At 32.0% G+C, this 25,586-nt stretch carries 27 protein-coding genes; 12 read left to right on the plus strand and 15 right to left on the minus strand.

The features are described from left to right. Positions 1 to 51: 51 nt before the first annotated feature. Entirely contained in the window at positions 52 to 1,089 is a 1,038-nt protein-coding gene (locus KCTC32516_RS00115) for a methyltransferase (RefSeq protein WP_301400988.1), read from the plus strand. Between the two features lie 192 nt (positions 1,090 to 1,281). Here KCTC32516_RS00115 and KCTC32516_RS00120 read toward each other — a convergent pair whose 3' ends face one another. Beyond that, on the minus strand, positions 1,282 to 1,659 hold the full coding sequence (locus KCTC32516_RS00120; protein ID WP_301400989.1) for a DoxX family membrane protein: 378 nt from the start codon (positions 1,657 to 1,659) through the stop codon (positions 1,282 to 1,284). Between the two features lie 119 nt (positions 1,660 to 1,778). On the opposite strand from KCTC32516_RS00120, the gene KCTC32516_RS00125 reads away from it, so the two are divergent. From KCTC32516_RS00125 to KCTC32516_RS00165, 9 genes are all read left to right on the plus strand, one after another. Beyond that, complete coding sequence (locus KCTC32516_RS00125; RefSeq protein ID WP_301400991.1) at positions 1,779 to 2,453, plus strand: RNA polymerase sigma factor; 675 nt, start codon at positions 1,779 to 1,781, stop codon at positions 2,451 to 2,453. A 64-nt stretch (positions 2,454 to 2,517) separates the two neighbouring features. Beyond that, positions 2,518 to 3,201 (plus strand): tRNA (guanosine(37)-N1)-methyltransferase TrmD, encoded by a 684-nt coding sequence (gene trmD, locus KCTC32516_RS00130; protein ID WP_301400993.1) that lies wholly within the window; start codon positions 2,518 to 2,520, stop codon positions 3,199 to 3,201. Between the two features lie 40 nt (positions 3,202 to 3,241). Next, positions 3,242 to 4,720, plus strand: a complete 1,479-nt coding sequence (locus KCTC32516_RS00135; RefSeq protein ID WP_301400995.1) for a glycosyltransferase family 39 protein — start codon at positions 3,242 to 3,244, stop codon at positions 4,718 to 4,720. A 113-nt stretch (positions 4,721 to 4,833) separates the two neighbouring features. After that, entirely contained in the window at positions 4,834 to 5,184 is a 351-nt protein-coding gene (rplS, locus tag KCTC32516_RS00140) for a 50S ribosomal protein L19 (protein WP_301400997.1), read from the plus strand. A 771-nt stretch (positions 5,185 to 5,955) separates the two neighbouring features. Beyond that, positions 5,956 to 8,181 (plus strand): NADP-dependent isocitrate dehydrogenase, encoded by a 2,226-nt coding sequence (locus KCTC32516_RS00145; RefSeq protein ID WP_301400999.1) that lies wholly within the window; start codon positions 5,956 to 5,958, stop codon positions 8,179 to 8,181. Positions 8,182 to 8,247: 66 nt separating this feature from the next. Continuing rightward, on the plus strand, positions 8,248 to 9,066 hold the full coding sequence (gene murQ, locus KCTC32516_RS00150; RefSeq protein ID WP_301401002.1) for an N-acetylmuramic acid 6-phosphate etherase: 819 nt from the start codon (positions 8,248 to 8,250) through the stop codon (positions 9,064 to 9,066). Continuing rightward, positions 9,056 to 9,292, plus strand: coding sequence for a DUF6095 family protein (locus KCTC32516_RS00155; RefSeq protein WP_301401003.1), 237 nt, complete (start codon positions 9,056 to 9,058; stop codon positions 9,290 to 9,292). Before murQ ends, KCTC32516_RS00155 begins: the two co-directional genes overlap by 11 nt. A 3-nt stretch (positions 9,293 to 9,295) precedes the next feature. After that, a complete protein-coding gene (locus KCTC32516_RS00160; protein WP_301401006.1) occupies positions 9,296 to 10,351 on the plus strand; it encodes an ATP-grasp domain-containing protein in 1,056 nt (351 codons plus the stop codon). A 154-nt stretch (positions 10,352 to 10,505) separates the two neighbouring features. Continuing rightward, positions 10,506 to 11,264: a hypothetical protein gene (locus KCTC32516_RS00165; protein ID WP_301401009.1), complete on the plus strand. Its 759-nt coding sequence runs from the start codon at positions 10,506 to 10,508 to the stop codon at positions 11,262 to 11,264. Positions 11,265 to 11,310: 46 nt separating this feature from the next. On the opposite strand, the gene ettA is transcribed toward KCTC32516_RS00165, so the two are convergent. The 8 genes from ettA to KCTC32516_RS00205 form a co-directional block, all read right to left on the minus strand. Beyond that, positions 11,311 to 13,002: an energy-dependent translational throttle protein EttA gene (gene ettA, locus KCTC32516_RS00170; protein ID WP_301401011.1), complete on the minus strand. Its 1,692-nt coding sequence runs from the start codon at positions 13,000 to 13,002 to the stop codon at positions 11,311 to 11,313. Between the two features lie 109 nt (positions 13,003 to 13,111). Beyond that, the gene (locus KCTC32516_RS00175) at positions 13,112 to 13,294 is read right to left on the minus strand and encodes a CAL67264 family membrane protein (RefSeq protein ID WP_301401014.1); all 183 of its coding nucleotides are present in this window, start codon (positions 13,292 to 13,294) and stop codon (positions 13,112 to 13,114) included. Positions 13,295 to 13,371: 77 nt separating this feature from the next. Next, complete coding sequence (locus KCTC32516_RS00180) at positions 13,372 to 15,396, minus strand: NADPH-dependent 2,4-dienoyl-CoA reductase (protein ID WP_301401016.1); 2,025 nt, start codon at positions 15,394 to 15,396, stop codon at positions 13,372 to 13,374. Between the two features lie 117 nt (positions 15,397 to 15,513). Next, entirely contained in the window at positions 15,514 to 16,221 is a 708-nt protein-coding gene (locus tag KCTC32516_RS00185; RefSeq protein WP_301401018.1) for a pirin family protein, read from the minus strand. Positions 16,222 to 16,234: 13 nt separating this feature from the next. Next, on the minus strand, positions 16,235 to 17,104 hold the full coding sequence (locus KCTC32516_RS00190) for a pirin family protein (RefSeq protein WP_301401020.1): 870 nt from the start codon (positions 17,102 to 17,104) through the stop codon (positions 16,235 to 16,237). 7 nt (positions 17,105 to 17,111) lie between these two features. After that, positions 17,112 to 17,549, minus strand: coding sequence for a MarR family winged helix-turn-helix transcriptional regulator (locus tag KCTC32516_RS00195; RefSeq protein ID WP_301401022.1), 438 nt, complete (start codon positions 17,547 to 17,549; stop codon positions 17,112 to 17,114). Between the two features lie 13 nt (positions 17,550 to 17,562). Continuing rightward, positions 17,563 to 17,793 (minus strand): (4Fe-4S)-binding protein, encoded by a 231-nt coding sequence (locus KCTC32516_RS00200; RefSeq protein WP_301401024.1) that lies wholly within the window; start codon positions 17,791 to 17,793, stop codon positions 17,563 to 17,565. Between the two features lie 11 nt (positions 17,794 to 17,804). Then, positions 17,805 to 18,329, minus strand: coding sequence for an NADPH-dependent FMN reductase (locus KCTC32516_RS00205; RefSeq protein WP_301401026.1), 525 nt, complete (start codon positions 18,327 to 18,329; stop codon positions 17,805 to 17,807). Positions 18,330 to 18,463: 134 nt separating this feature from the next. On the opposite strand from KCTC32516_RS00205, the gene KCTC32516_RS00210 reads away from it, so the two are divergent. Continuing rightward, positions 18,464 to 20,092, plus strand: coding sequence for an acyl-CoA carboxylase subunit beta (locus tag KCTC32516_RS00210; protein WP_301401028.1), 1,629 nt, complete (start codon positions 18,464 to 18,466; stop codon positions 20,090 to 20,092). Positions 20,093 to 20,139: 47 nt separating this feature from the next. Then, on the plus strand, positions 20,140 to 20,856 hold the full coding sequence (locus KCTC32516_RS00215) for a YebC/PmpR family DNA-binding transcriptional regulator (RefSeq protein WP_301401030.1): 717 nt from the start codon (positions 20,140 to 20,142) through the stop codon (positions 20,854 to 20,856). Positions 20,857 to 20,866: 10 nt separating this feature from the next. Here the strand turns inward: KCTC32516_RS00215 and KCTC32516_RS00220 are convergent, their stop codons facing one another. From KCTC32516_RS00220 to KCTC32516_RS00245, 6 genes are all read right to left on the minus strand, one after another. Then, positions 20,867 to 21,925, minus strand: a complete 1,059-nt coding sequence (locus KCTC32516_RS00220) for an AMP-binding protein (RefSeq protein WP_301402767.1) — start codon at positions 21,923 to 21,925, stop codon at positions 20,867 to 20,869. After that, entirely contained in the window at positions 21,915 to 22,859 is a 945-nt protein-coding gene (locus KCTC32516_RS00225) for a CPBP family intramembrane glutamic endopeptidase (protein WP_301401032.1), read from the minus strand. The genes KCTC32516_RS00220 and KCTC32516_RS00225 overlap by 11 nt, the downstream gene beginning before the upstream one ends. A 2-nt stretch (positions 22,860 to 22,861) precedes the next feature. Next, a complete protein-coding gene (locus KCTC32516_RS00230; RefSeq protein ID WP_301401033.1) occupies positions 22,862 to 23,902 on the minus strand; it encodes an o-succinylbenzoate synthase in 1,041 nt (346 codons plus the stop codon). Between the two features lie 92 nt (positions 23,903 to 23,994). Further along, complete coding sequence (locus tag KCTC32516_RS00235; RefSeq protein ID WP_301401035.1) at positions 23,995 to 24,384, minus strand: VOC family protein; 390 nt, start codon at positions 24,382 to 24,384, stop codon at positions 23,995 to 23,997. Positions 24,385 to 24,386: 2 nt separating this feature from the next. Next, positions 24,387 to 24,902, minus strand: coding sequence for an SRPBCC family protein (locus KCTC32516_RS00240; protein WP_301401036.1), 516 nt, complete (start codon positions 24,900 to 24,902; stop codon positions 24,387 to 24,389). 1 nt (position 24,903) lies between these two features. Next, complete coding sequence (locus KCTC32516_RS00245) at positions 24,904 to 25,581, minus strand: metal-dependent hydrolase (RefSeq protein WP_301401037.1); 678 nt, start codon at positions 25,579 to 25,581, stop codon at positions 24,904 to 24,906. Between the last annotated feature and the right edge of the window lie 5 nt (positions 25,582 to 25,586).

Genomic DNA, 25,586 nt, shown 5'->3' on the forward strand with positions numbered 1-25,586 from the left:
TTTTATGTTTTAAATAAATGTTCTTTGATATTCATTTAAAACGGTACTATCATGGAAACAGTAACAAAAAAACAAGTAGACCCTTCCAAAATAATGCAAGTTGGTATGGGATTTTTTGCGTCTAAAACAATGCTAACCGCAGTAAACATGGGATTGTTCACGCATTTGGCAAAAGCAAATTTAACTGGGCAATCCATCAAAGAAAAATTAGGTCTACACAATCGCGGTCTTTATGATTTCTTAGATACATTGGTTGCTTTAGGCTTTTTGAAAAGAACAGGAATAAAGGAAACTGCTGTCTATAGTAATGCCGAGGATGCGGATCTATTTCTCGATAAAAATAAACCAAGCTACATTGGTGGAATGCTTGAAATGGCAAATAATCGTTTATATCCTTTTTGGAATAACCTGGAAGAAGGTCTAAAAACAGGGAAACCTCAAAATGAAACCAAATCAGGTGACGCTCCCATTTTTGAAGCGCTCTATGCAGATCAGTCAAAATTGAGAGAATTTTTAAAAGCCATGGGGGGTATCCAAATGGGCAATTTCATGATGTTTTCCAAAGTGTTTGATTTTACCAAATACCATACCCTTTGTGATGCAGGAGGTGCAGGCGGATATCTTGCCACACAAGTAGCCCTGAATAATCCACATATGCGCTGTATTACTTTTGACCTGCCCGCGGTAGAACCTGTTGCCAGAGAACATATTAATGCAATGGGATTAAGTGATCGGGTAGCTGCACAATCAGGTGATTTTTTAACCGAAGACCTTCCTAAAGCTGATGTTATTACCATGGGAAATGTGCTGCATGATTGGGGAACAAAAGAAAAGAAAATACTCATCAAAAAAGCATATGATGCATTATCACAAGGCGGAGCATTGGTTGTTATTGAAAACATTATTGATGACAATAGAAGTGAAAATGCTTTTGGTCTAATGATGTCATTAAATATGAATATAGAAACCCCCGAAGGGTTCGACTTTTCTGCAGCAGATTTTAATGATTGGGCAAAGGAATGTGGTTTTACACAAACATCCGTAATACCATTGACTGGGCCATCAAGTGCAGTAATAGCTATAAAGTAAAAAAAATGCCAATACGCCTAACGTTAAGAGAGCTACTAAAACAGAATTAATTTATTATAGAAGCAAAAAACGTAAAAAAAATATAATATATCTAAAGAGAATTTGGAGATTTTATGGTTGAAAGATTTCAAAATAAAAAATTACGCAATTTTTACAATTGCGTGATAATTAAAACCAAAAACTACTAAATATTTAATTTGTGCTAAAATTAGTTTCAGATAATTTTGCTAATGAAAAAGCTGCAATCGCCATCACCAAATCTCGCACAGCAACATCTACATAACTCCAACTAAAAATTAACGTCAACGCAATAGCTGTTAACCAAGCAGAAACCACATAAGCTCCTAACTTTGTTTTTGTTAAAACAAGAACACCTGCAACAATTTCTATAACTCCAACTATCATCATAAATGTAGAAGGTTCAAAAGGAATCATTCCTGCAAAACCATCAGAAACATATTGACTCCAATTGGTTAAAATATTCGTGAATTTGTCTAATCCTGCAACAATTGGCACTAAACCAAAAGTGTATTTTAAAATGTTTTTTACTACATGTACATTTGAATTCATAATCTTCTTTTTTATTATTTATAAATTTGATACATCCTTTTGATTGTAAAATTTTAAAAAGGATACAAAAGTTTGTAACTTTTTTCATGTTACCTTATCTAAAGTAAAAGACACAACAAATGGAAGCAATACATATCAATGATTTTAACAATCATAGAATAAATGAAACAGAAGTGATAAAGCGTATTCTGGGTGGCGAAAAAGAACTGTACGAAATTTTGGTAAGACGAAACAATCAAAAATTGTATCGCGCAATTCGCAGTTATTTAAAAGAAGAAGTCGAAATTGAAGATATCATGCAAAATAGTTACTTAAAAGCTTTTACTAAATTATATCAATTTAAATTAGAATCCTCTTTTTCTACTTGGCTTATTCGCATCGGAATAAATGAATCTCTAGCTAGGTTAAAAGAAAAAGGGAAATTATATCATTTAAACCAACAATCAGACAATTTAAAAAGCACTATTATTTTAGAAATTCCAGATAACAAACAATTAAATCCGCAGGACAAAATGATACGGAATGAAGCAAAACAATTACTAGAAAACGCTATCGAGAATTTGGATTTAAAGTACAAAGCGGTTTATATTTTAAGAGAAGTCGAAGAAATGAGTCTTAAAGAAATTGCTGTTGTTTTAGATTTAACCGTTGCCAATGTAAAAATACGTTTATATCGTTCAAAAGAAATGCTAAAAAATAAATTATATGAAGTTACAAATGATAAAAATATTTTTGCCTTTGGTTTTAGTAGATGCGATAGCATTACTGAAAGTGTAATGAAATTGATCATCTAAAACTTACAAATTTCTTCTCAACATCTTCTTTCCATAAAATAATAGAAACTCGTACATTTGCCAAATGCGTATAGATATTATTACAGTGTCTCCAGAATTGATACAAAGTCCGTTTGACTATTCTATCATAAAAAGAGCAAGAGATAAAGGTTTGGTTGCTGTTCATTTTCATAATTTACGTGACTATGGCTTGGGCAATTACAGACAAATAGACGATACACAATTTGGCGGCGGCGCAGGAATGGTGTTGATGTTAGAACCAATTGATGCTTGTATTTCTAAATTAAAATCTGAGCGCACTTACAATGAAGTCATCTACATGACACCAGATGCAAAAACACTCAATCAGCAAACCGCAAACACACTTTCTTTACAAGAAAATATCATCATTTTAACCGGGCACTATAAAGGTGTAGATCAACGTGTTAGAGATTTATTTATCACCAAAGAAATTTCTATTGGCGATTATGTGTTGAGCGGTGGCGAATTGGCTGCTGCAGTTTTGTGTGATGCAATTATTAGATTAATTCCTGGGGCAATTGGCGATGAACAATCTGCATTGACAGATTCTTTTCAAGACAATTTATTATCTCCGCCGGTGTATACACGTCCGTCAGAATACAAAGGATTAAAAGTTCCAGAAGTTTTATTGTCTGGTAATTTTCCGAAAATTGATGCTTGGCGAACAGAAAAAGCCTACGAAAGAACCGAACAAATAAGACCAGATTTACTTGATGAACCCTTATAAAGGGTTTTAAATATTTTTATTGAACCAAAAAATCACTTCTTTGAAAACATTAAAAAACTTAATAAATAAACATCCAGCTTTGGCGGTTGTATTCGGATTTCAATTGTTCCGTTTTTTGCTGTTGCCTTTTATGGGATTGATGCCACAAGATGCGTATTATCATTTTTACGGAGAACATTTAGCACTTTCGTATTTTGATCATCCAGGAATGATTGGTTATATTTTACGAGGATTTACAGAAGTTTTTGGTAAAACTGTTTTTGTGGTAAAACTCGCAGATTTTGTTGTAACCTCTTTTACATTATTGAGTTTTTTCAAATTAGCAGGATTATTTTTATCGAAAACAAAGGCATTACGAGCGCTAGTTTTAATAAGTTCTACTTTATGTATTTCTGTTTTGTCATTTAATTCAACGCCAGATGTTCCGTTATTATTATTTTGGACATTGACGTTGATTAGTTTATACAAAGCAATTTTTGATCACAAAAAATGGCATTGGATTTTCGCAGGAATCTTTATGGGATTGGCATTTGACAGTAAATACACCGCATTGTTATTACAAATAGGTCTGTTAGCATTTGTTGTTTTTTCTAATCAATATAGAAAATTATTAATTTCTCCTTGGCTGTGGATTTGTCTTGTGATTTCTGTCTTGGTAACCTTTCCGGTTTGGTGGTGGAATTATCAACACGAATTTGCTTCTTTTGCATTTCAGGGTTCTAACAGAACTGGAATTATATCGCAATTTAAAATTTATCCCGATTATTTTTTCGGAGCAATTGCACATCAATTGATCATCTTATTGCCCATTTTATTTGCAGTTTTTATCACGTTTACGTTTAAATTTATTAAAAGAGCATTGCTTAAATTTAAACTTCCCAAAGCAAAAACATTGTTCTTGCTTGCTTTTTTCGTTCCTACATTTGTTGGTTTTTTTACGATAACTCCAATTTATTGGGTAAAATTAAACTGGATGATTCCTTCTTATATTACTGGAATTATCATCGCAGGAATGTTTATCAGTAAGAAATTGGTAAAAGCACAAATCATTACTTCTATTGTATTTCATGTATTGATTGCTGCCCAAATTTTATTTTATTTAGTTCCCATAAAAAGTGATGACACTTGGATTGGCTGGAAAGAATTAGCAATTGAAACAAAGAAACTACAGGCAGAATATCCGAATTCATTTGTTTTTTCAGATGACGATTATAAAACATCCGCAGTGTTGAACTTTTTTATGGATGAAAAAGTGTACGCACAAAACGTAGTTGAATTACAGGCTCTACAGTTTGATTATATTGGAGATAATTTATCTGATTTAAACAATAAAAATGCCTTGTTTATAGATTCTGATACACGTTTTAAAAATGCGAATAAAAAAGGAAAAATTCCTGAAGAACTGAATGCTTATTTTGAAAACATCACAGAGTTACAGCCAATTATTATCACCATAAACGGAAAAGAAGTTCGTAAATTTTGGGTTTTCTATTGTACGAATTATCAGCATAAAAAATAATATCATAAAAACATTTATTTTCTAAAATATTTACTAAATTTGCAACCTCAAAATTAACCTCTGACGAAAAAATCGTGAAAGTTGATTCTTGAAAAACCATAAATAAAATAAAAATGGAATCTTTAATAAAATTTGTACAAGACGAGTTTGTAACAAAAAACGAAAACCCAGAGTTTGCAGCTGGTGATACGATTACAGTATACTACGAAATTAGAGAAGGAGACAAAGTTAGAACTCAGTTTTTTAGAGGAGTTGTAATTCAACGTAAAGGAACTGGATTATCAGAAACTTTTACAATCAGAAAAATGTCTGGAACTATTGGAGTTGAGCGTATTTTTCCTGTGAACTTACCATCAATTCAAAAAATTGAAGTAAACAAAAGAGGAAAAGTTAGAAGAGCTCGTATCTTTTACTTTAGAGGTCTTACTGGTAAAAAAGCAAGAATTACTGAGAAAAGAAGATAATTCTATTTTACCAAAACCATATAAAAAAAGCGTTGTGATTTTCACAACGCTTTTTTTAATGAACAAATGTTAATAAAACTTGTTCATATCTTGTTGATTATTAATTAGTTGAAAAATTTGTTTTTTTAAAGATCTATGCTATATTTGAAAAGTAGAAACGAAGTAACACTATAATTAATCGCAAGAATAAGTATAGTCTTATTTCGAAGAAACCATAAAGTAACGTTCTTTATCATCGTTTTTCATAAACAAAGTAAAAGTGATTTACAGCAATGATAATTCATTTTTAGAACTCAAGAGAAGTGATCTGTAAAAAGAAAACAAACGAAAGTTCAAAATTAAAGCGAAAGCAGCGATTTCTTTAAATTTGAAAAACACATCGAGTTGTCAATATTAGTTGCATATATACAAAATGTGTACATGAAACTAGACAATTCAACAACTGAAATAAAAGAAGTTAATTTTTTATTGAGGCATAGTTGCTCACAAGCTGAATAACTACTTGTAAAGCGTTGTAGGAATACAACAGAATTAACGGACAGTATTTCAAAGAAGCCATATCATAACAAGCAATTGTTGGATATGGCTTTTATTATTAATAACAAATCCTGTTTTTAGGACAGATTTTTTATCAAATTCATATTTATACTAGCGTATTATTAATAATTTGATAGAATTTTTCTCGTCATTAATCACTAAATTTGTAGCGCATAATTCGGGTTTTAAATCGAATTAAATCGCACTAAAAAATCAATTTAAAAAATACAAGCAATGACAAAAACTGCTAAAATAATTTATACTAAAACGGACGAAGCTCCAGCTTTAGCAACCTATTCTTTTTTACCAATTGTACAAGCATTTACAAAAGCGTCTGGAATAGAAATAGCAACAAAAGATATTTCTTTAGCGGCAAGAATATTGGCTAATTTGTCAGAATATTTAAACAAAGATCAAAAAGTAACTGATGCTTTGGCAGAATTAGGAAATTTGGTAAAATCTCCTGAAGCAAACATTATAAAACTACCAAATATAAGCGCTTCGGTTCCGCAATTAAAAGCAGCAATTAAAGAATTACAAGATAGCGGTTTTGCCATTCCAAATTATCCGGATGAAGTAGTTACAGAAGAAGATAAAAAAGTAATGGCTTGCTATAATAAAGTAAAAGGATCTGCGGTAAATCCTGTTTTACGTGAAGGGAACTCTGACAGAAGAGCTCCAAAAGCAGTAAAAAATTACGCAAAGAAAAATCCGCATTCTATGGGAGCGTGGAGTTCAGATTCTAAAACCCATGTTGCAACAATGAGCGAAGGAGATTTTTTTCACAATGAAAAATCTGTGACTGTAAAAAATGCAACAGACGTAAAAATAGTACATCTAGATATTAATAGAAATGCTACAGTATTAAAGGAATCAACTCCATTATTAGCAGGCGAAATTATTGATGCAACTGTATTGAGTAAGAAAGCATTGTTAAACTTCTTAGAAGCTCAAATTAAGGATGCAAAAGAAAAAGAGGTGTTGTTTTCTTTACACATGAAAGCAACGATGATGAAAGTTTCTGATCCCATTATTTTTGGACATGGAGTTCGTGTTTTCTTTAAAGAATTGTTTGCAAAACATGGAAAAACCTTTGAGGAAATTGGAGTTGATGTAAATAACGGATTTGGAAATTTAGTTGGTAAATTAGACGAATTACCTGCTGATAAAAAAGCAGAAATTGAAGCTGATATTACAGCAGCTTTTAAAAATAACCCTGCCGTTGCAATGGTAAATTCTGATAAAGGAATTACCAACTTACATGTGCCAAGTGATGTAATTATTGATGCTTCGATGCCAGCAATGATTCGTACTTCTGGACAAATGTGGAACGCAGCAGGAAAACTACAAGATACAAAAGCTGTCATTCCCGATAGTTCTTATGCAGGAATTTATCAAGCAACCATAGATTTTTGTAAAGAAAATGGTGCATTTGATCCAACAACAATGGGAACCGTTTCTAATGTTGGTTTAATGGCGCAAAAAGCTGAAGAATACGGATCACACGATAAAACTTTTGAAACTCAATCAAACGGAGTGGTTCGCGTTTTAGATTCTGATGGAGAAATTGTAATTGAACACAATGTAGAAGCTGGAGATATTTGGAGAATGTGTCAAGCAAAAGACGCTCCAATTCAAGATTGGATTAAATTGGCTGTAAACAGAGCTAAAGCAACCAATACACCAACGGTTTTTTGGTTAGATAAAAATAGAGCTCATGATGCAGAAATCATCAAAAAAATAAATACCTATTTACCAAATTATGATACAACTGGTTTAGACATTCAAATTTTAGCTCCGTTTGAAGCAACAGAATTCACCTTACAAAGAGTAAAAGCAGGAAAAGACACAATTTCTGTTTCTGGAAATGTATTGCGCGACTATTTAACAGATTTATTCCCGATTTTAGAACTTGGAACTTCTGCTAAAATGCTATCAATTGTTCCGTTAATGAATGGCGGTGGATTGTTTGAAACTGGCGCTGGTGGTTCTGCTCCAAAACATGTGCAACAATTTTTAAAAGAAGGCCATTTACGCTGGGATTCTTTAGGTGAATTTTTAGCATTAGCAGTTTCTTTAGAACATTTAGGACAAACCAACGACAATGAAGAAGCCTTGGTTTTAGCAGAAACCTTAGACGACGCGACTGATACATTTTTAGACAATAAAAAATCTCCTTCTCGTAAAGTTGGCGAATTAGACAATAGAGGTTCGCATTTTTATTTAGCAACATATTGGGCAGAAGCATTGGCCAATCAAAATAAAAATAGTACGCTTAAAAATAGATTTACTGCAATTGCAAACGAGCTAAAAATTAACGAAAATACAATTATTAGCGAGTTAAATGCAGCTCAAGGAAGTGCTTTAAATATAGATGGTTATTATTATCCGAATGAAGAATTAACTTCTAAAGAAATGAGACCAAGTGCTACGTTGAATACAATCTTATCAAAATTTTAAAAAAATAAATAGATTATTTAAAGGCGATGTAATTTTTACATCGCCTTTTTTAGTTATTTTTGATTTATGAGTTTTACCAAAACTACAGAACAAGATTCAAAGTACAATCATTTAGAAAAAATGAGTGCTTCTATGTTGATAAACAATATCAATAATGAAGATAAAACAGTTGCCTTTGCTGTAGAAAAAGCGATTCCACAAATAACTGCTTTAACCGAAATACTGGTAGAAAAACTTAAAAAGGGTGGCAGATTATTTTATTTGGGCGCAGGAACAAGCGGACGATTAGGTATTTTAGATGCTTCTGAATGTCCGCCAACATTTGGCGTTCCACACGAATTGGTTGTTGGGTTGATTGCTGGTGGAGATTCTGCAATCAGAAAAGCGGTAGAAAATGCTGAAGATTCTACAACACAAGGTTGGATTGATTTACAACAACATAATATCTCGGAAAAAGACGTGGTTGTTGGTATTGCAGCTTCTGGAACAACACCGTATGTAATTGCTGCATTAGAAACGTGCAACAAACAAAATATTAGTACAGGCTGCATCACTTGTAATAAAAACAGTCCGTTATCTACCGTTTCTAAACATCCGATTGAAGTTGTTGTGGGGCCGGAATTTGTGACCGGAAGTTCTAGAATGAAAGCTGGAACAGCACAAAAAATGGTCTTGAATATGCTCACAACATCAACCATGATTTTATTGGGAAAAATAAAAGGAAGCAAAATGGTTGACATGCAACTATCTAACAACAAATTGGTAAACAGAGGAATTGATATGTTAGCAAATGAGTTACATATCGACAAAGAAACCGCTGCTACATTGTTAGAGAAATATAAGAATGTTAGAAACGCAATTTTAAACTATAAAAATGAGTGTTAATACAGACATACTAAATAAAGGAATAAAGCAGTTATTAGTGTTAATTTTACTTTTAATTGTTTCTCCAATTACTTTAAGCATTGCCTTTAAAGCCTTAAACAAAATGGAAAATTCGATGTGGTTGGCATATCTAATTTTGGCAATTGCAATACTCTTATTTATTGTTACAATTGTCTTGGCTTTTAAAACAGTTAAAACTTTTTTAGACGGATTGTTTAATAACTAATAATTGGGTTCTAAAAGAAACATACACAAATTATTTAACTGGGAATATTGGCCTACTCCAATGTTTTATATTCCTAACATTCCTTTTGCATTTTATCATGCAGTAAAGGCAAAAAACTTAGTTTTTTACACTGCTGTAAATCCGACCATAGAAAATTCTGGAATTGGCACTGAATCTAAGTACAAAACCATGCAATTAATCCCGAAAGAATATTTGCCTGTAACCATTTTTCATGAAGTTAATTCTGACGTAAATGAATCAATTAAAAAGGTCAAAGAAAAAAACATTTCTTATCCATTAATTGCAAAACCAGATATTGGTTTTAGAGGTTTATTGGTACAAAAAATTGCATCAGAGAGTGAATTAAAAAACTATCTTGAAAAATACCCGATTGATATTTTAATTCAAGAATTTTTGACTGAAAAGAAAGAATGCGGTATTTTTTATCTTCGCTTTCCAGACCATCAAAAGGGAAAAATTACATCTTTAACATTGAAAGATTTTCCATATGTTATTGGTGATGGAACACACACATTAGAAGAACTTATTTTATCTGACAATCGAGCAAAAAATTATGTAAAAATTATTAAAAATAATGTTACAATCCCCTTAGATACAATCATAAAAAAAGACAAAAAAGTACAACTTTCTGATATCGGAAATCATTCAAAAGGAACGCAATTTATAAATGGAAATCATTTAATTTCTCAAAAATTAGAAGAAACCATCACTCATTTAAACAAACAAATTGATGGTTGGTTTTATGGAAGAATAGATATTAAATACAACACTTTTGAAGAGTTGGAAAATGGAAAATTTAAAATTTTAGAACTCAACGGAATCTTAGCAGAACCCACTCATATTTACGATACTAATAAAACAAACTACCTGCAAGCATTAAAAGAAATGCGAATCCACTGGAAACAATTGTATAAAATTGCGAGGTTAAATCACGATCAAAATAACATTCCGTATCGTTCTACAATTGGTTTATTAAAAGATGTTAAAAAGTTAAAAAAATACACCAAAAGCATCACAAGACTTCATAAATTCAAGTAAAAAAAATCCTTTAAGAGAAAAATAATGCTATAATTTTTGTAGTAATTACACTTTCAAATTCATACTTTTTAGTTTTTGGCACGCTCTTTGAAAATATCTTTCAACGAGGAAGCTGAAAACCGAAAAGAGTAGGCAAATTAAAAACCTAGAAATTATGAAAAGAGGATTACTATTATTGTTAGGAATCTTGTCATTTGCATCAGTAAAAGCAAACGACTATACAACATCAGCTAAAAAAAGTATTATTAATAATAGAAATGACGAAGCTGTAACTTTTGTTGAAAAGGGAATTCAATTTCATGTGTTTTTAGATGGCGAATTTGAATTTAATAGTTTAACACGAAACTCAAACTACTACAATTATAATGGTAGAACTTATAGTAATAACTCGCTAAGAGTAGATAGAGATTATAGAGGAAGAATAAAGCGTATTGGAAGAAACTATATTCGTTATGATTACAGAGGAAATGTTTCCAAAATTGGCAACGTAAAACTGTATTACCGTAATGGATTATTAAGACGCGTTGGCAATTTAAAAATTTCTTACAATAATTGGGGAGAACCTTATTTTTATGGAAACGTAAATAGATCTTCTAATTATGATTCTGATTTTCATTTCTCAATAAACATTGGGCCAATTTTTAGTTATAATGATCGCTTTTTCTACAATAGAAGTTTTAAAAACAACTATAAAAAATATAGAGAAGATAAAGACTACTATTATTACAAAGCAAATTCAAATGCTAAAGTTGGCAAGAGAAATAAAATCATTAAAAGAAGAAAATCGAATGCAACTACAAGAAAAAGTACCATTAAAACAAAAAGAAAAATAGTACCGAAAGCTACTAAAAGAGTAAAAAAAGGGACTACGAAAAAGAAAGGTAATAAAGTGTATGAAAAAAGAAGGAGTTAAACACTACTAAATAAAAATCCCGCTAAATAGCGGGATTTTTCATGTATTAACGAATCAGTTTTTTATATTTAAGTCGTTTCGGAATTAAATCTCCACCCAAACGTTTCTTCTTATTTTCTTCGTAATCTGTAAAAGACCCTTCAAAGAAATACACTTGACTATCGCCTTCAAAAGCTAAAATATGCGTACAAACCCTGTCTAAAAACCATCTATCGTGACTAATAACTACAGCACAACCAGCAAAGTTTTCTAAACCTTCTTCTAACGCTCGCAACGTATTTACATCTAAATCATTTGTTGGCTCATCCAATAACAAAACATTTCCTTCTTCTTTTAACGTCATTGCTAAATGCAATCTATTACGTTCTCCTCCTGAAAGTGCAGCAACTTTTTTGTTCTGTTCGCTTCCTGCAAAATTAAATCGACTTAAATACGCTCTAGAATTTACTTGCTTTCCTCCCATCATCACCAATTCTTGTCCGTCAGAAAAGTTTTCCCAAATAGATTTCTCTACATCAATATTTGAATGACTTTGATCTACGTAAGCAATCTTGGCAGTTTCACCTACTTTAAAACTTCCTTTATCTGGAGTTTCCTCGCCCATAATCATTTTAAAAATTGTGGTTTTTCCCGCTCCATTTGGACCAATAATTCCAACAATTCCTGCTTGAGGTAAATTAAATTCTAAATTTTCGTACAATAATTTATCATCAAAAGCTTTAGAAACTCCAGTTGCTTCAATTACATTAGTTCCTAATCGTGGGCCATTTGGAATATAAATTTCCAACTTTTCGTCCATTTGTTTTTGATCTTGACTCATCAATTTGTCATAATTCTTCAAACGTGCTTTTTGCTTTGTTTGTCGACCTTTTGCTCCTTGACGAACCCACTCTAACTCTCGTTCTAATGTTTTCTGTCGCTTAGAAGCTGTTTTACTTTCTTGCGCTAAACGTTTTGATTTTTGATCTAACCAAGAAGAGTAATTTCCTTTCCAAGGAATTCCTTCTCCTCTATCCAATTCTAAAATCCAACCTGCAATGTTATCTAAGAAATACCTATCGTGCGTTACGGCAATTACAGTTCCTTTGTATTGTGCTAAATGATGTTCTAACCAATGTACAGATTCTGCATCCAAGTGGTTTGTTGGCTCATCTAACAATAATATTTCTGGTTCTTGTAATAACAATCTACATAAAGCAACTCTACGTCTTTCTCCTCCAGACAATACAGAAATTAATTTATCTGGTTCTGGAGTACGTAAAGCATCCATTGCAATTTCTAATTTTGTATCTAATTCCCAAGCATTTGATGCATCAATTTTATCTTGCAATACCGCTTGTTGATTCATCAACTTTTCCATTTTATCTGGATCAGAATATACTTCTTCTAAACCAAACATGTCGTTAATTTTATTGTACTCATCTAGAGTTGCAACTGTTTCTGCAACGCCTTCTTTTACAATTTCAATTACTGTTTTTGTTTCGTCTAATGCTGGTTCTTGTTCTAAATAACCAACATTATAGCCTGGAGAAAAAACAACATCACCTTGATAATTTTTTTCTTTTCCAGCAATAATTTTTAATAAAGTTGATTTACCTGAACCGTTTAAACCTAAAATTCCGATTTTAGCTCCGTAGAAGAAACTTAAATAAATATCTTTTAATACTTGTTTGTTTGTACTTTGATAGGTTTTAGAAACCTTATTCATCGAAAAGATGACTTTCTTATCGTCTGACATATATTAGTGGTTAGTGGTTAGTGGTTAGTGTTTAGTGTTTAGTGTTTAGTGTTTAGTGGAATTAAAAAAACATACTTCCACACTTTGCAACTCTGTAACTTTGAAACTATTAAACTCTTCCTTTTAAGGCATTAAATACCCAAGCAATTGCAAAGAAGCCCACTCCTACTGCAGCAAAACCCCAACCTGCAACATCATCATATCTAAAGGCTCCAAGAGCAATTAAACCCAATCCTACAAGAATCATTATAAATGTAGCCCACGCTAATACGGTATTTTTATTCATTGCCATAATCGTTCTGTTTTAAATAGTTGAAAAGCAAATATCGGAATTATTTGTGGATTAAAATAGTGAGTACTGAATGAGTTTTAGATTTCTGCTGCCAATCTACATCCTTGATTAATGGCTCTTTTTGCATCTAATTCTGCAGCAATATCTGCTCCACCAATTACATGAACTTTTACATTTGCTTCTTCTAAAGGAGAAAGCAATTCTTTAAACGGAACTTGACCAGCACAAATTACAATGGTATCAACTTCTAAAATTTTAGCTTCCTCATTTTGAACATAATGCAACCCAATATCATCAATTTTCGTATATGCTACTCTATTGATAAACTGAACATTTTTCTTTTTTAATGTAGAACGATGAATCCAACCTGTAGTTTTTCCTAAGTTTCCGCCAAATTTACCTTTGCTTCGCTTAAACATAAAAATTTCTCTTGGTGATGGATCAACTTCTGCAGTAATTCCTTCTGTTCCGCTTCTTGCAGTTAAGGTTTTATCAATTCCCCATTCTTTCAACCAAGCATCAATATTAAGTGAAGTACTTTCACCTTCATGCGCTAAATATTCTGAAACGTCAAAACCAATTCCGCCTGCGCCAATAACAGCTACACGTTTTCCGACTGGTTTTTTATATTTTAAAACATCTAAGTAATTCAGTACTTTTTTATTCTCGATTCCTACTATATTTGGCATTCTAGGTTTTATTCCTGTGGCTAAAACAATTTCATCAAAATTTTCCTTTAATAAATCGTCCGCAGTAACTCTTGTGTTTAATTTTTGAGTAACATGATGTAATTCTAACTGCTTTTTAAAATAACGAATGGTTTCATAAAACTCTTCTTTACCTGGAATTTGTTTTGCAATATTAAACTGTCCGCCAATTTCAGAATCGGCATCAAATAATGTTACTAGATGACCTCTTTGGGCAGCAACAGATGCAGCAGCTAGCCCTGCAGGACCAGCACCAACAATAGCAATTTTCTTTTTATTTTCTGTTGGATTGTAATTCAATTCGGTTTCATGACAAGCTCTTGGATTTACCAAACAACTTGCTACTTTTTGCTGAAACACATGATCTAAACATGCTTGATTACAACCAATACACGTGTTTATTTCATCGTCTCTTTCTTGTTCAGCTTTATGTACCCATTCTGGATCTGCCAAAAAAGGACGCGCCATAGAAATCATATCTGCATCGCCATTAGCCAAAACTTCTTCTGCCGTTTCTGGCATATTTATTCTATTTGTAGTTACTAAAGGAATAGTAACTTCTTTCTTCATTTTTTTTGTAACCCAAGTAAACGCTGCTCTTGGAACCGATGTTGCAATTGTCGGAATTCTAGCTTCGTGCCAACCAATTCCTGTATTGATAATGGTTGCTCCAGCTTTTTCAATTTCTTTTGCTAGCTCAACAATTTCATCCCAATTACTTCCATTTTCTACCAAATCTAGCATAGAAAGTCTAAAAATGATGATATAATCCTTACCTACTGCCTCTCTAGTTTGTTTTACCAGTTCAATTGGTAAACGCATTCTGTTTTCATAAACTCCACCCCATTTATCCATGCGCTTATTGGTTCTTTTGGCAATAAACTGATTGATTAAATAGCCTTCAGAACCCATAATTTCGACTCCGTCATAACCAGCAATTTTTGACAATTTTGCGCTATTTACAAAATCTTTTATGGTTCTTTTTATTCCTGATTCTGTTAATTGAAAAGGTTTAAAAGGAGAAATTGGTGCTTTAATATTTGATGGTGCTACACTAAATGGGTGATACCCATACCTCCCGGAATGCAAAATTTGCATACAAATCTTTCCACCGTGTTTATGAACTTCTTCCGTAATTATCTTGTGACTTTCAGCATGTTTCTTGGTTGTCATTCTTGCAGAAAAAGGCGCTGTCCATCCTTGTCTGTTTGGAGCAATTCCACCCGTAACAATTAATCCAACTCCGCCTTTTGCTCGTTCTCCATAATACGCAGCAATTCTTTCCAATCCATTTTTTTCTTCTTCCAATCCTGTATGCATAGAACCCATTAAAATTCTATTTTTTAACGTTGTAAAACCTAAATCTAAGGGTTCAAAAATGTGCTTGTATTTCATAATTTCGGAATTAAATTTATTATGCATGCATAATACTTTGCAAGATATGTTTATTTTTTGAAAAGAAAAGCCAAAGAATTTGATTCTTTGGCTTTTCTAAAAAATAGATTTTATAAATTAACTCATAGGAACATCTATCACCAATAATTTGCTTTGTTGATTTGCCTTAATAACAACTTTTTCTATTTCAGAAATCCCAATGGCATCTCTTTTTTGTAATTTTTCATCAGCAATTAAAACCTCTCCTTCTATTAAGAAAAAATAAGCACCATTTTTAAGTTGGTACTCCGTTTTAAAATCAGCTTCTAAATCAATCATAGAAATATATGCTTGCTGATGTATCGACAAAGAGCCTTCTACTTGATTACTTTTTGGAGAAACCAAGGTTTGAAATTTGTTGTGCCTTCCATTTTCATCAAAAGTTTTTTGATCATAATATGGCGTGCTATTTTCTGTTTCTGGAATAATCCATAATTGCAAAAAATTAACTTCGTCTATTTTACTATCGTTAAATTCTGAATGCGTTAAACCTGTTCCTGCACTCATCACTTGTACTTCTCCTACTTCTATAGAACGTTTATTATCCATATTATCTTTATGTGATAAAGCTCCTGAAATCGGAATAGAAATGATTTCCATATTTTTATGTGGATGCGTACCAAAACCCATTTTAGGTTGCACGATATCATCATTTAAAACACGTAACATCCCAAAATTCATTCTTTCGTTATTTTGATATCCTGCAAAACTAAACGTATGATGTGATGTTAACCAACCATGATTTGCAATACCTCTTGTTGCTGATTTGTGAATTATTTTTTTCATTTTCCCTTTTATTTTAATATAAGTAGCCCATTTTCCCTTGCTGAAAATCACGCATTGCTTCTAAAATCTCAGTTTGCGTATTCATAACATAAGGTCCGTATTGAGCTACTTTTTCTTTAATAGGTTCTCCTGAAATAACAATTAGTTTGCTTTCTTTTGTTGTTGTTATTTTAATTGTATTTCCGTCTGTATTAAAAACTGCTAGTTGAGTTTTTCCTTTAGCCAAGGTTGTTGTGTCATTTACATGTACTTCTCCATTCAACAAATACAAACAACTTTGGTGCGTTTCTGGGATTTCAATTTCTAATTCCCCTTTTCCAGTTGCTTCAATCATAAAAACATTGACTGAGGTTTGTGTTTTAATCTTTCCAAACTTTCCTTTTTGTTCACCTGCAACAATTTTTAATTGGATGTTTTTCGAAGCATCTTTAATCACTGGCATTTCATCACTCTTTACATGTTGATATGCCGGAGTTATCATTTTGTATTTTGCTGGTAAATTTAACCACAACTGAATTCCTTCTATTGTTCCGCCTTTTTTCACAAATTCTTTTGTGGGGCCTTCTGCATGAATAATTCCTCTTCCTGCTGTTGTCCATTGTACATCACCAGCTTTCACGATACTTTCATTCCCTAAAGAATCTCTGTGTAATTGTTCTCCGTCAAATAATAACGTAATCGGTTCAAATCCTCTGTGTGGATGTGGCCCTAAATCAAACGGATTGTTAAATTCACTAATTGCATACGGTCCGTAATGATGCAATAAAAGAAACGGATCTACATTTTCTACATCTGTAGTTGGAATTGGTTGTCGCAAGCGAATTGGCCCCATATTTACCAACGGACTTTCTCCTAAATATTGAATACTTTTATATGTTTTCATTATTTTTTTATCTAATTTTATCTAGTAAATTACTTAACATTTTTGCTTCTTCCTCTGTAAGATTGTCTATAAAATTGATATTATTTTGGTTATCAATTTTTGATAACAATTGCAATCCTGCGCCAGAAATATTGATGTAAACTACTCTTCTATCGTGCTCGCAACGTTCTCTTTCTATGAGTTTTTTATCGCACAATTTATCCATTAATCGAGTGGCATTTGGAGCGCGCTCAATCATTCTTTCTTTTATCAACTGAACTTTTACTGGTTTTGCCGCACCTCTTAAAATCCTTAAAATATTATACTGCTGAGGTGAAATTCCATACGGTTTAAAAAATTCTGTTTCTTTACTACTTAACCAATTTGCAGTATATTTTATGTTGATAAGCGCTTTTACTTTATTGCTTTTAAATTTTGAATTGATGTCTTTAGAAATGTCTCCCATAAGATATTATTTTCTATAAATTATTTAATTGATAAGAAAGCGCTTTAGACGGACATTGATTAATTTGATTTTTAACCTGTTCGTTTGTGGCTCCATCTAATTTTATCCATGGTTTTTCTCTCGGGTCAAAAACTTCTAACAAACCTTTCCAACATTTTTTAGAATGCGTACACATTTCTGGTTGCCAAACAACAGTAATCTCTTCATTACTATATGTTTTTTTGAGTTGCTTCTTTTCTTCCATGACTTCTAGTTTTAAATTACTAATTGAAACTCTTTTATTGCTTTTAATAATTCTTCTTTTAATTCAGAGTCTTGTATTTCATCATTTTTAAAATGATCGTAAAAATTAGGTAAAGAAAATGTTGAAACGATGTTTGCACCCATACGTGGAAAAGTAGTTGCGGCTGTTTCTAAAACAGATTTTCCACCTCTTGCTCCTGGCGAAGTTGCTAATAACAAAACTGGCTTCTCTTTAAATACTTTTCTATCAATTCTAGAAACCCAATCAAAAATATTTTTAAATGCAGCAGAATAAGATCCATTGTGCTCCGCTAAAGAAACTACAAAACCATCATAATTACTTAACAGTTTGTTAAATTCTAAAGCAGCTTTTGGAAAACCCTCTGCTTCAATATCTATACTAAAAATTGGTAATTGATAATCGTTTAAATCGGCTACATCATATTTTTCATCAACTAAAGAAGCTGTATAAGTTGCCAATTGTTTATTAATTGATGTTGTACTAGTACTTCCTGCAAATGCTAAAATTTTCTTCATTTTCTTTTATTATTTCATACAAAGTTAAGAATAATTATTTTATTTTCCAAGGAAAATATTTCCAAGTAATATATTGGTGTAATTTATACCTCATTTTTGTACCTTAGCGTTTCAATTTTTATACACATTATTTAATGGATATTAACTTCAATAAAAACGAAGATTACAACAGGCTTTTAGCATCTGATTTAAAAAAAAGATTGGTAAAGGTAAAACTTGGTGGCGGAAAAAGTAGAATAGAAAAACACAAAGCAAAAGGAAAGCTAACTGCAAGAGAACGTATTGATTATTTATTAGACAACAAGTCTAAAAGTATTGAAATTGGTGCATTTGCTGGTGAAGATATGTATGCAGAACACGGCGGTTGTCCTTCTGGCGGAGTTGTCATAAAAATTGGTTATATAAAAGGAAAGCAATGTATTGTTGTTGCAAATGATGCCACGGTAAAAGCTGGCGCATGGTTTCCGATCACAGGGAAAAAGAATTTAAGAGCGCAAGAAATATCTATAGAAAACAAATTGCCAATTATTTATTTGGTTGATTCGGCTGGTGTGTATTTACCAATGCAAGATGAAATTTTCCCAGACAAAGAACATTTCGGACGTATTTTCAGAAATAATGCTGTAATGAGCAGTATGGGAATTACACAAATTTCTGCAATTATGGGAAGTTGTGTTGCCGGCGGTGCGTATTTACCAATTATGAGTGATGAAGCGTTGATTGTTGATAAAACCGGAAGTATTTTTTTAGCAGGAAGTTATTTGGTAAAAGCGGCAATTGGTGAATCTATTGACAATGAAACTTTGGGCGGCGCAACAACACATTGCGAAATTTCTGGAGTAACAGATTACAAAGCTTTAGATGATAAAGACGCGCTGGATAAAATCAAAAATATTATTGATAAAATTGGCGATTTTGACAAAGCTGGATTTAGCAAAACCGAATCTTTTCCTCCAAAAGAAAACCAAGATGATATTTTTGGAATCTTACCAAAAGAAAGAAACGCACAATACGATATGTTAGAAATTATCAAACGCATGGTTGATAATTCTGAGTTTGATCAATATAAAGAAGGCTACGGAAAAACCATTCTAACAGGTTACGCCAGAATTGATGGTTGGGCAGTTGGAATTGTAGCAAATCAACGAAAATTGGTAAAAACTAAAAAAGGTGAAATGCAATTTGGCGGAGTTATCTATAACGATTCTGCTGATAAAGCAACACGTTTTATTGCCAATTGTAATCAAAAGAAAATTCCGTTAGTATTTTTACAAGATGTTACCGGATTTATGGTTGGAAGCAAATCTGAACATGGCGGAATTATAAAAGATGGCGCAAAAATGGTGAATGCAGTGAGCAATTCTGTAGTTCCAAAATTCACAGTTATTATTGGCAATTCTTACGGAGCAGGAAATTACGCGATGTGTGGTAAAGCCTACGATCCAAGATTAATTGTTGCTTGGCCAAGTGCAGAATTGGCAGTAATGAGCGGAAATTCTGCTGCAAAAGTTTTATTGCAAATAGAAACTGCATCCTTAAAAAAGAAAGGCGAAGAAATTACTCCAGAAAAAGAAGCTGAATTATTTAATAAAATAAAAGACAGGTACGACAACCAAGTTTCTCCATATTATGCAGCTGCAAGAATTTGGACAGATGCAGTTATCAATCCGTTAGATACCAGAACTTGGATTTCTATGGGAATTGAAGCAGCAAATCATGCGCCCGTAGAAAAGCAATTTAATTTGGGAATTATACAAGTTTAGTTTTAATTTGTATTCGTAAAAAATAACACAAAAATTAGGATTTAGAAATGGGAAGAGCATTTGAGTTTAGGAAAGCAAGAAAAATGAAACGTTGGTCTGCAATGGCAAAAACTTTTACCAGAATTGGTAAAGATATTGTAATGGCGGTTAAAGAAGGCGGGGCAAATCCTGAAACAAATTCGCGCTTAAGGGCAGTTATACAAAATGCAAAGGCAGCAAATATGCCTAAAGAAAATGTAGAACGCGCCATAAAAAAAGCAACAGATAAAGATACTGAAAACTATAAAGAAGTTTTATTTGAAGGGTATGCGCCGCATGGAATTGCCTTAGTGGTTGAAACTGCAACAGACAATAACAATAGAACCGTTGCAAATGTAAGATCTGCTTTTAATAAATGTGATGGACATTTTGGAACTTCAGGTTCCGTGATTTTCATGTTTGATCATACCTGTAATTTTACTGTAAAGAAAGAAGACATTTCTATTGATATGGAAGAGTTAGAATTAGAATTGATTGATTTTGAAGTAGAAGAAGTTTTTGATGATGAAGAAGGAGTAATTATATATGCGCCATTTGAACAATTTGGTTCAATTCAATCGTACTTTGAAGAAAATAATGTAGAAATTTTGTCTTCTGGATTTGAAAGAATTCCAACGACAACTAAAAGCCTTTCGGAAGTAGAACAAGCAGATGTAGAAAAACTATTAGAACGTTTAGAAGAAGATGATGATGTACAAAATGTATATCATTCTATGGAAATGTAAAATATCTACATTATAAACTTACCAAATCCAACGTTTTTTTTCGTTGGATTTTTTTAGTAGTAGTTTCAATAAAAGTATCTACAAAATAAATTTCTTTAGGCGTTTCAAACCTTGAAAGACTTTTAATTTTACTAAAAATAATTGGCTTTTTTTTCCCTTCTACAATTAAAATCAGTTTTTCACCCAAACTTGTATCTTTAATTCCGGTAACAAAAAAACGTTGTGAAATAATTTTAGATAATTTTTTTTCTATTTTTTCTGGGTGTAATTTAATTCCGCCAGAATTTATCACATGATCAATTCTTCCAAGCCATTTAAATTTATTCTTAGAAATAATTTTTACAACATCATTCGTAACAATTTTTGTATCCGAAACTTTTGGAGCGTTAATCACCAAACAATTTCTAGTATCTTTAGCAATTGAAACATTTGGCAATGTTGTAAAATGAGATTTTTCTACTTCACTAGAAGTACTGTTTTTAAATCCATTTAATTGTTTAACAGCAACATGAGTAATTGTTTCCGTCATACCAAAAGTTGCAAATATGTTGGTTGATAGATTTTGAATCTTAGAAACCAGTTCTTCAGAAACCATTGCGCCACCAACAATTAATTTTTGAACTCTATCGATTTGAGAAAGTGAATTTTCTAATTGCATGGGCACCATTGCAGAAAAATCATAGCTTTTATTTGTGATTTCTAACGGATTAGAAACAGTCGCAATCACATCTAAATTCCAGCCTAAAACTAGCGCTCTCACCAACATCATTTTACCGGCAATAAAATCGGTTGACATACACAATAAAGCTGTGGTGTTTTCTTTTAAATTAAAAAAAGTGCCAGTTGCCAATGCAGAATTTATCATAAATTCTTTTTTGAGTTGTATGGTTTTTGATTTTCCTGTAGAGCCCGAAGTTTGAACTTCTATAAACTCTGAATCAGAAAACCAATCCACAAAAAATTTCTTTATAGAGCCTGAAATTTCTTTAGAAAAAAGAATCAATTCATCCGAAGTAGAAAAAGAATTTCCGTTGAGTTTAAAATCAATATGAAACGGATTATTGTTCATCAATTACAGGAATTTCAACTTTTCCAACTAGTTTGCTTTTCCAATTTGTCCAACCATATTTTTTAGAAAAAATAAATAACAATAGCGGATACAAAACAAAAACACCAATAAACATTTCTGCGCCAGCTGAGGGTTCAGAAGTATCAATATACAATGCGTCAGTTCTAAAAACCATCCAATCTGTAGTTACTAAAAACGCAGCAACAATATTATTAGAAGCGTGTAAACCCAACGCCAATTCGGTTCCTTCGTCCATCAATGTGGTAATTCCGTACAACAAACCTGTACCTATATAAAACACCATTAAAATATAACCCAAACGTTCAATTTCTGGATTCATTCCGTGCATCAACCCAAAAATTACTGATGTAATTAGCAACGGAAACCACCTGTTTTTTACTAATGTTCCAAATCCTTGCATTAAATAACCTCTAAAAATTAATTCTTCTGCACTTGTTTGAAATGGTAAAAACACAAAAGAAACAAATAATAATGTGAAAAACGGAATCGGTTTAAAATTCGAAGTATACTCTTCTGGAGACAAATACATTCCTACAAAAATTGCTACAACAGAAATACTTCCCCACAAAGCAAACGCATAAAAAACACGGTTCCAATCTATTTTTTCTCTTGATGTTACAATAGATACAAACTTCTTTTTATGCAGGTATTTTACACATAAAAACAAGGTTAAGATTCCAATCATAAAAGTAAAAATCATAAGAAACAAAAACAAACTAGAATTCATTCCAATATCCATAAAACTAGATTCCGCTCCTTTTTGAAACTTCTCTAAATCTCCATCAACCTGAAAATAAGCAGCAATAATTAACGGAATACTTGCAATTTGAATTCCAATAAATACCAAAACCATGGTAAGTATATATCTCCAAGTATCATTTTTACCAGTAAAACCTTTTTGTATAAAATCCATTTTTAACTTAAATTAAAATTCCAATTTTTAGAATTATTATAATGCAAATTTCCTTTTTGTATTTCTAAAGGAGACTCAAAATTGTTTGTATATAAGCCGCCAGTTCCTAAACCTTGTGGCATGTTGTTTTGCAAAGTAAACGTAAATTGTGCAATGGCGTTTAGCCCAACATTACTTTCTAATGCCGATGTAATCCACCAATCAATATTCTTATTTTTTGCCAATTGAATCCACTGCTCACTTCCATTAAATCCGCCAATTAAACTTGGCTTTAAAATTATGAATTGCGGCTGAATTACACTCAGTATTTCTTCTTTTTTTATTTCGGAAAAAACACCAATTAATTCTTCATCCAACGCAATTGGCAAAGGCGTTTTTTCGCACAAAAAAGCCATTTCTTCTAACTGACCTTGTTGGATGGGTTGTTCTATAGAATGAATTTCTAAATCCGATAATCGCTTTAGTTTCTCTAAGGCTTCATTGGGTGTAAATCCCCCGTTTGCATCTACGCGCAATTCGATCTCTTTGGATGAAAATTCTTTTCTGATTGCTATTAACAATTCCATTTCTGTTTCAAAATCGATTGCACCAATTTTCATTTTGATACACGAAAAACCCGAAGCTATTTTTTCTTTGATTTGAGTTTTCATAAACTCTTTTGTTCCCATCCAAACTAATCCATTTATGGGAATTGATTTTTCTCCTCTTGTAAATGCTGATGGAAATAATTCGAATGTTGTTACACTTTGTAATGATAAAAATGCTTGTTCTAAACCAAATTGTATACTTGGAAACTCATTTAGTTCTTTTAGCAAAATATCTAAACCGAATTGTATATTTTGACAGACCCATTTTAGTTTTTCTTCATAATCTGGCCTGTCATCAATACTCAATGTTCTTAGAATTCCACATTCTCCAATTCCTTGCTTTTCATTTTCAGTTAAAATGATGAACCACGTTTCTTTGGTTTTTAAAATTCCGCGCGATGTTCCGCTAGGTCTTTTAAAATCGAGAATATATTTTTGATAGATTGCTGTGATCAAAACTTTTTATCTGGTCGAACGCAGTCGAAACCTAATTAAAAAAACCTCTCGACTGCGCTCGAGGTGACAATATTCTGTCAAAAAAAGAAATATTATTTATTATACAAAGCAATTCTATTTCCTTCAGAGTCTAACACCATTGCCATATAACCGATTTCATTAGAAATCAACGTTTTTGTTTGTAGTATTTTTCCTCCAGCAGCTTCTACTCTAGTCAATTCATCAGAAACATCTCCAGATTGAGAATTGAAATACACCACAGATCCGTGCGTTGCAGACGGAATGTAATTGCCTTCACTTTGTACTAAAGAACCGCTAATTCCTGGCGAAGTAATATCTTCGGCTGGCGGAAACCAACCCATTAAAACATCGCCAAATTTATTGACCGTAATTTCTACCTTAAAAACTGTTTCGTAAAATTTTTTAGCTCTGTCCATGTCTAAAACAGGAACTTCAAACCAACTGATCATATTTACTTCCATAATTATTGTTTTTCTATATATGTTTTAAAATCTTCTAAATATTTTTGATCAATATCTGTAAACGTTCCTTTAAAATAAGGAAACAAACAACTCATCAAATACGAATCACTTTTGCAAATGACATCTTTTATAATTGTTGTTTTTCCGTCAGAAAAACTAAAATCATATTCATCTGTTTTTAACATGTCATCCGCATCAAAAAATAAAGTTACTTTTTTATTTGGAATAAAAGCCATCACTTTTTCATTCATTTCCATTTCTTTTCCTTGATTTTCTACAAGCATCTTATATTCGCTGCCAACAATTCCAGGTTTAACACTTATTGGTGTTATCGACTTAACATCCGTCAACCATTCTTTCATTAATTCTTGATTATTAAACACAGAAAAAACCGCATCTAATGGTTTATCAATTTCTACTTTTACTTGATATGTTGTTTCTTTGATAATTAATCCTGTTGAAAAAAACACGACTACCAAAGCGGTTACAATTCCTAAAATAATTTTAACTCCTTTCATTTTATAATTTGATTGAACTTCCTATTTCTAGTAAAATTAGTTCTTTAGATTTTGATGTAAACTGTTGTGTTGCTTTTTCTATATGAATTTCTATCGGCGGAAATGTATTAAAATGACAGCCAATAATTTTGTTGCATTCTATAAAATCACTCGCAATAATTGCTTCTTCAATTCCCATTGTAAATGTATCGCCAATTGGTAAAATTGCCGCAGTTAATTTGGTAAACATCGGGATTAATTTCATATCAAAAGTTAGCGCGGTATCGCCTGCAATATAAATTGATTTATTATTTGCAGTTAACACGAATCCGCCTGGTTTACCTCCATATGTTCCGTCTGCAAAAGAAGAAGTATGAATTGCATTTACATATTTTGCAGAAAAATGTTTCGTTTTAAATGTTCCGCCATGATTTAAATGAAATCCTTTTAAGTTTTTTGCTATAAAATAATTGACAATTTCGAAATTAGAAATGATGATTGCTCCAGTATTTTGAGCAATTTTTTCTACATCTAACACATGATCTTGATGCGCATGTGTTACCAAAATATAATCTGCTTTTAAAGAGTTCACATCAATATGCGAAGCTTTTGGATTGCCCGAAATAAATGGATCTACAACAATGTGAATTCCGTTGATTTCAATTCCAAAACAAGCATGTCCGTAAAAAGTAATGTTCATTGTTA

The organism is Polaribacter huanghezhanensis (assembly GCF_030444335.1).
Classification (GTDB): Bacteria; Bacteroidota; Bacteroidia; order Flavobacteriales; family Flavobacteriaceae; genus Polaribacter; species Polaribacter huanghezhanensis.

Excerpts from the sequence above, each read along its gene's own strand:
- KCTC32516_RS00115 (WP_301400988.1), top strand. The coding sequence starts at position 52 with ATGGAAACAGTAACAAAAAAACAAGTAGACCCTTCCAAAATAATGCAA.
- KCTC32516_RS00120 (WP_301400989.1), bottom strand. The coding sequence starts at position 1,659 with ATGAATTCAAATGTACATGTAGTAAAAAACATTTTAAAATACACTTTT.
- KCTC32516_RS00125 (WP_301400991.1), top strand. The coding sequence starts at position 1,779 with ATGGAAGCAATACATATCAATGATTTTAACAATCATAGAATAAATGAA.
- trmD (WP_301400993.1), top strand. The coding sequence starts at position 2,518 with ATGCGTATAGATATTATTACAGTGTCTCCAGAATTGATACAAAGTCCG.
- rplS (WP_301400997.1), top strand. The coding sequence starts at position 4,834 with ATGGAATCTTTAATAAAATTTGTACAAGACGAGTTTGTAACAAAAAAC.
- KCTC32516_RS00145 (WP_301400999.1), top strand. The coding sequence starts at position 5,956 with ATGACAAAAACTGCTAAAATAATTTATACTAAAACGGACGAAGCTCCA.
- murQ (WP_301401002.1), top strand. The coding sequence starts at position 8,248 with ATGAGTTTTACCAAAACTACAGAACAAGATTCAAAGTACAATCATTTA.
- KCTC32516_RS00155 (WP_301401003.1), top strand. The coding sequence starts at position 9,056 with ATGAGTGTTAATACAGACATACTAAATAAAGGAATAAAGCAGTTATTA.
- KCTC32516_RS00165 (WP_301401009.1), top strand. The coding sequence starts at position 10,506 with ATGAAAAGAGGATTACTATTATTGTTAGGAATCTTGTCATTTGCATCA.
- ettA (WP_301401011.1), bottom strand. The coding sequence starts at position 13,002 with ATGTCAGACGATAAGAAAGTCATCTTTTCGATGAATAAGGTTTCTAAA.
- KCTC32516_RS00175 (WP_301401014.1), bottom strand. The coding sequence starts at position 13,294 with ATGGCAATGAATAAAAATACCGTATTAGCGTGGGCTACATTTATAATG.
- KCTC32516_RS00180 (WP_301401016.1), bottom strand. The coding sequence starts at position 15,396 with ATGAAATACAAGCACATTTTTGAACCCTTAGATTTAGGTTTTACAACG.
- KCTC32516_RS00185 (WP_301401018.1), bottom strand. The coding sequence starts at position 16,221 with ATGAAAAAAATAATTCACAAATCAGCAACAAGAGGTATTGCAAATCAT.
- KCTC32516_RS00190 (WP_301401020.1), bottom strand. The coding sequence starts at position 17,104 with ATGAAAACATATAAAAGTATTCAATATTTAGGAGAAAGTCCGTTGGTA.
- KCTC32516_RS00195 (WP_301401022.1), bottom strand. The coding sequence starts at position 17,549 with ATGGGAGACATTTCTAAAGACATCAATTCAAAATTTAAAAGCAATAAA.
- KCTC32516_RS00200 (WP_301401024.1), bottom strand. The coding sequence starts at position 17,793 with ATGGAAGAAAAGAAGCAACTCAAAAAAACATATAGTAATGAAGAGATT.
- KCTC32516_RS00205 (WP_301401026.1), bottom strand. The coding sequence starts at position 18,329 with ATGAAGAAAATTTTAGCATTTGCAGGAAGTACTAGTACAACATCAATT.
- KCTC32516_RS00210 (WP_301401028.1), top strand. The coding sequence starts at position 18,464 with ATGGATATTAACTTCAATAAAAACGAAGATTACAACAGGCTTTTAGCA.
- KCTC32516_RS00215 (WP_301401030.1), top strand. The coding sequence starts at position 20,140 with ATGGGAAGAGCATTTGAGTTTAGGAAAGCAAGAAAAATGAAACGTTGG.
- KCTC32516_RS00220 (WP_301402767.1), bottom strand. The coding sequence starts at position 21,925 with ATGAACAATAATCCGTTTCATATTGATTTTAAACTCAACGGAAATTCT.
- KCTC32516_RS00225 (WP_301401032.1), bottom strand. The coding sequence starts at position 22,859 with ATGGATTTTATACAAAAAGGTTTTACTGGTAAAAATGATACTTGGAGA.
- KCTC32516_RS00235 (WP_301401035.1), bottom strand. The coding sequence starts at position 24,384 with ATGGAAGTAAATATGATCAGTTGGTTTGAAGTTCCTGTTTTAGACATG.
- KCTC32516_RS00240 (WP_301401036.1), bottom strand. The coding sequence starts at position 24,902 with ATGAAAGGAGTTAAAATTATTTTAGGAATTGTAACCGCTTTGGTAGTC.
- KCTC32516_RS00245 (WP_301401037.1), bottom strand. The coding sequence starts at position 25,581 with ATGAACATTACTTTTTACGGACATGCTTGTTTTGGAATTGAAATCAAC.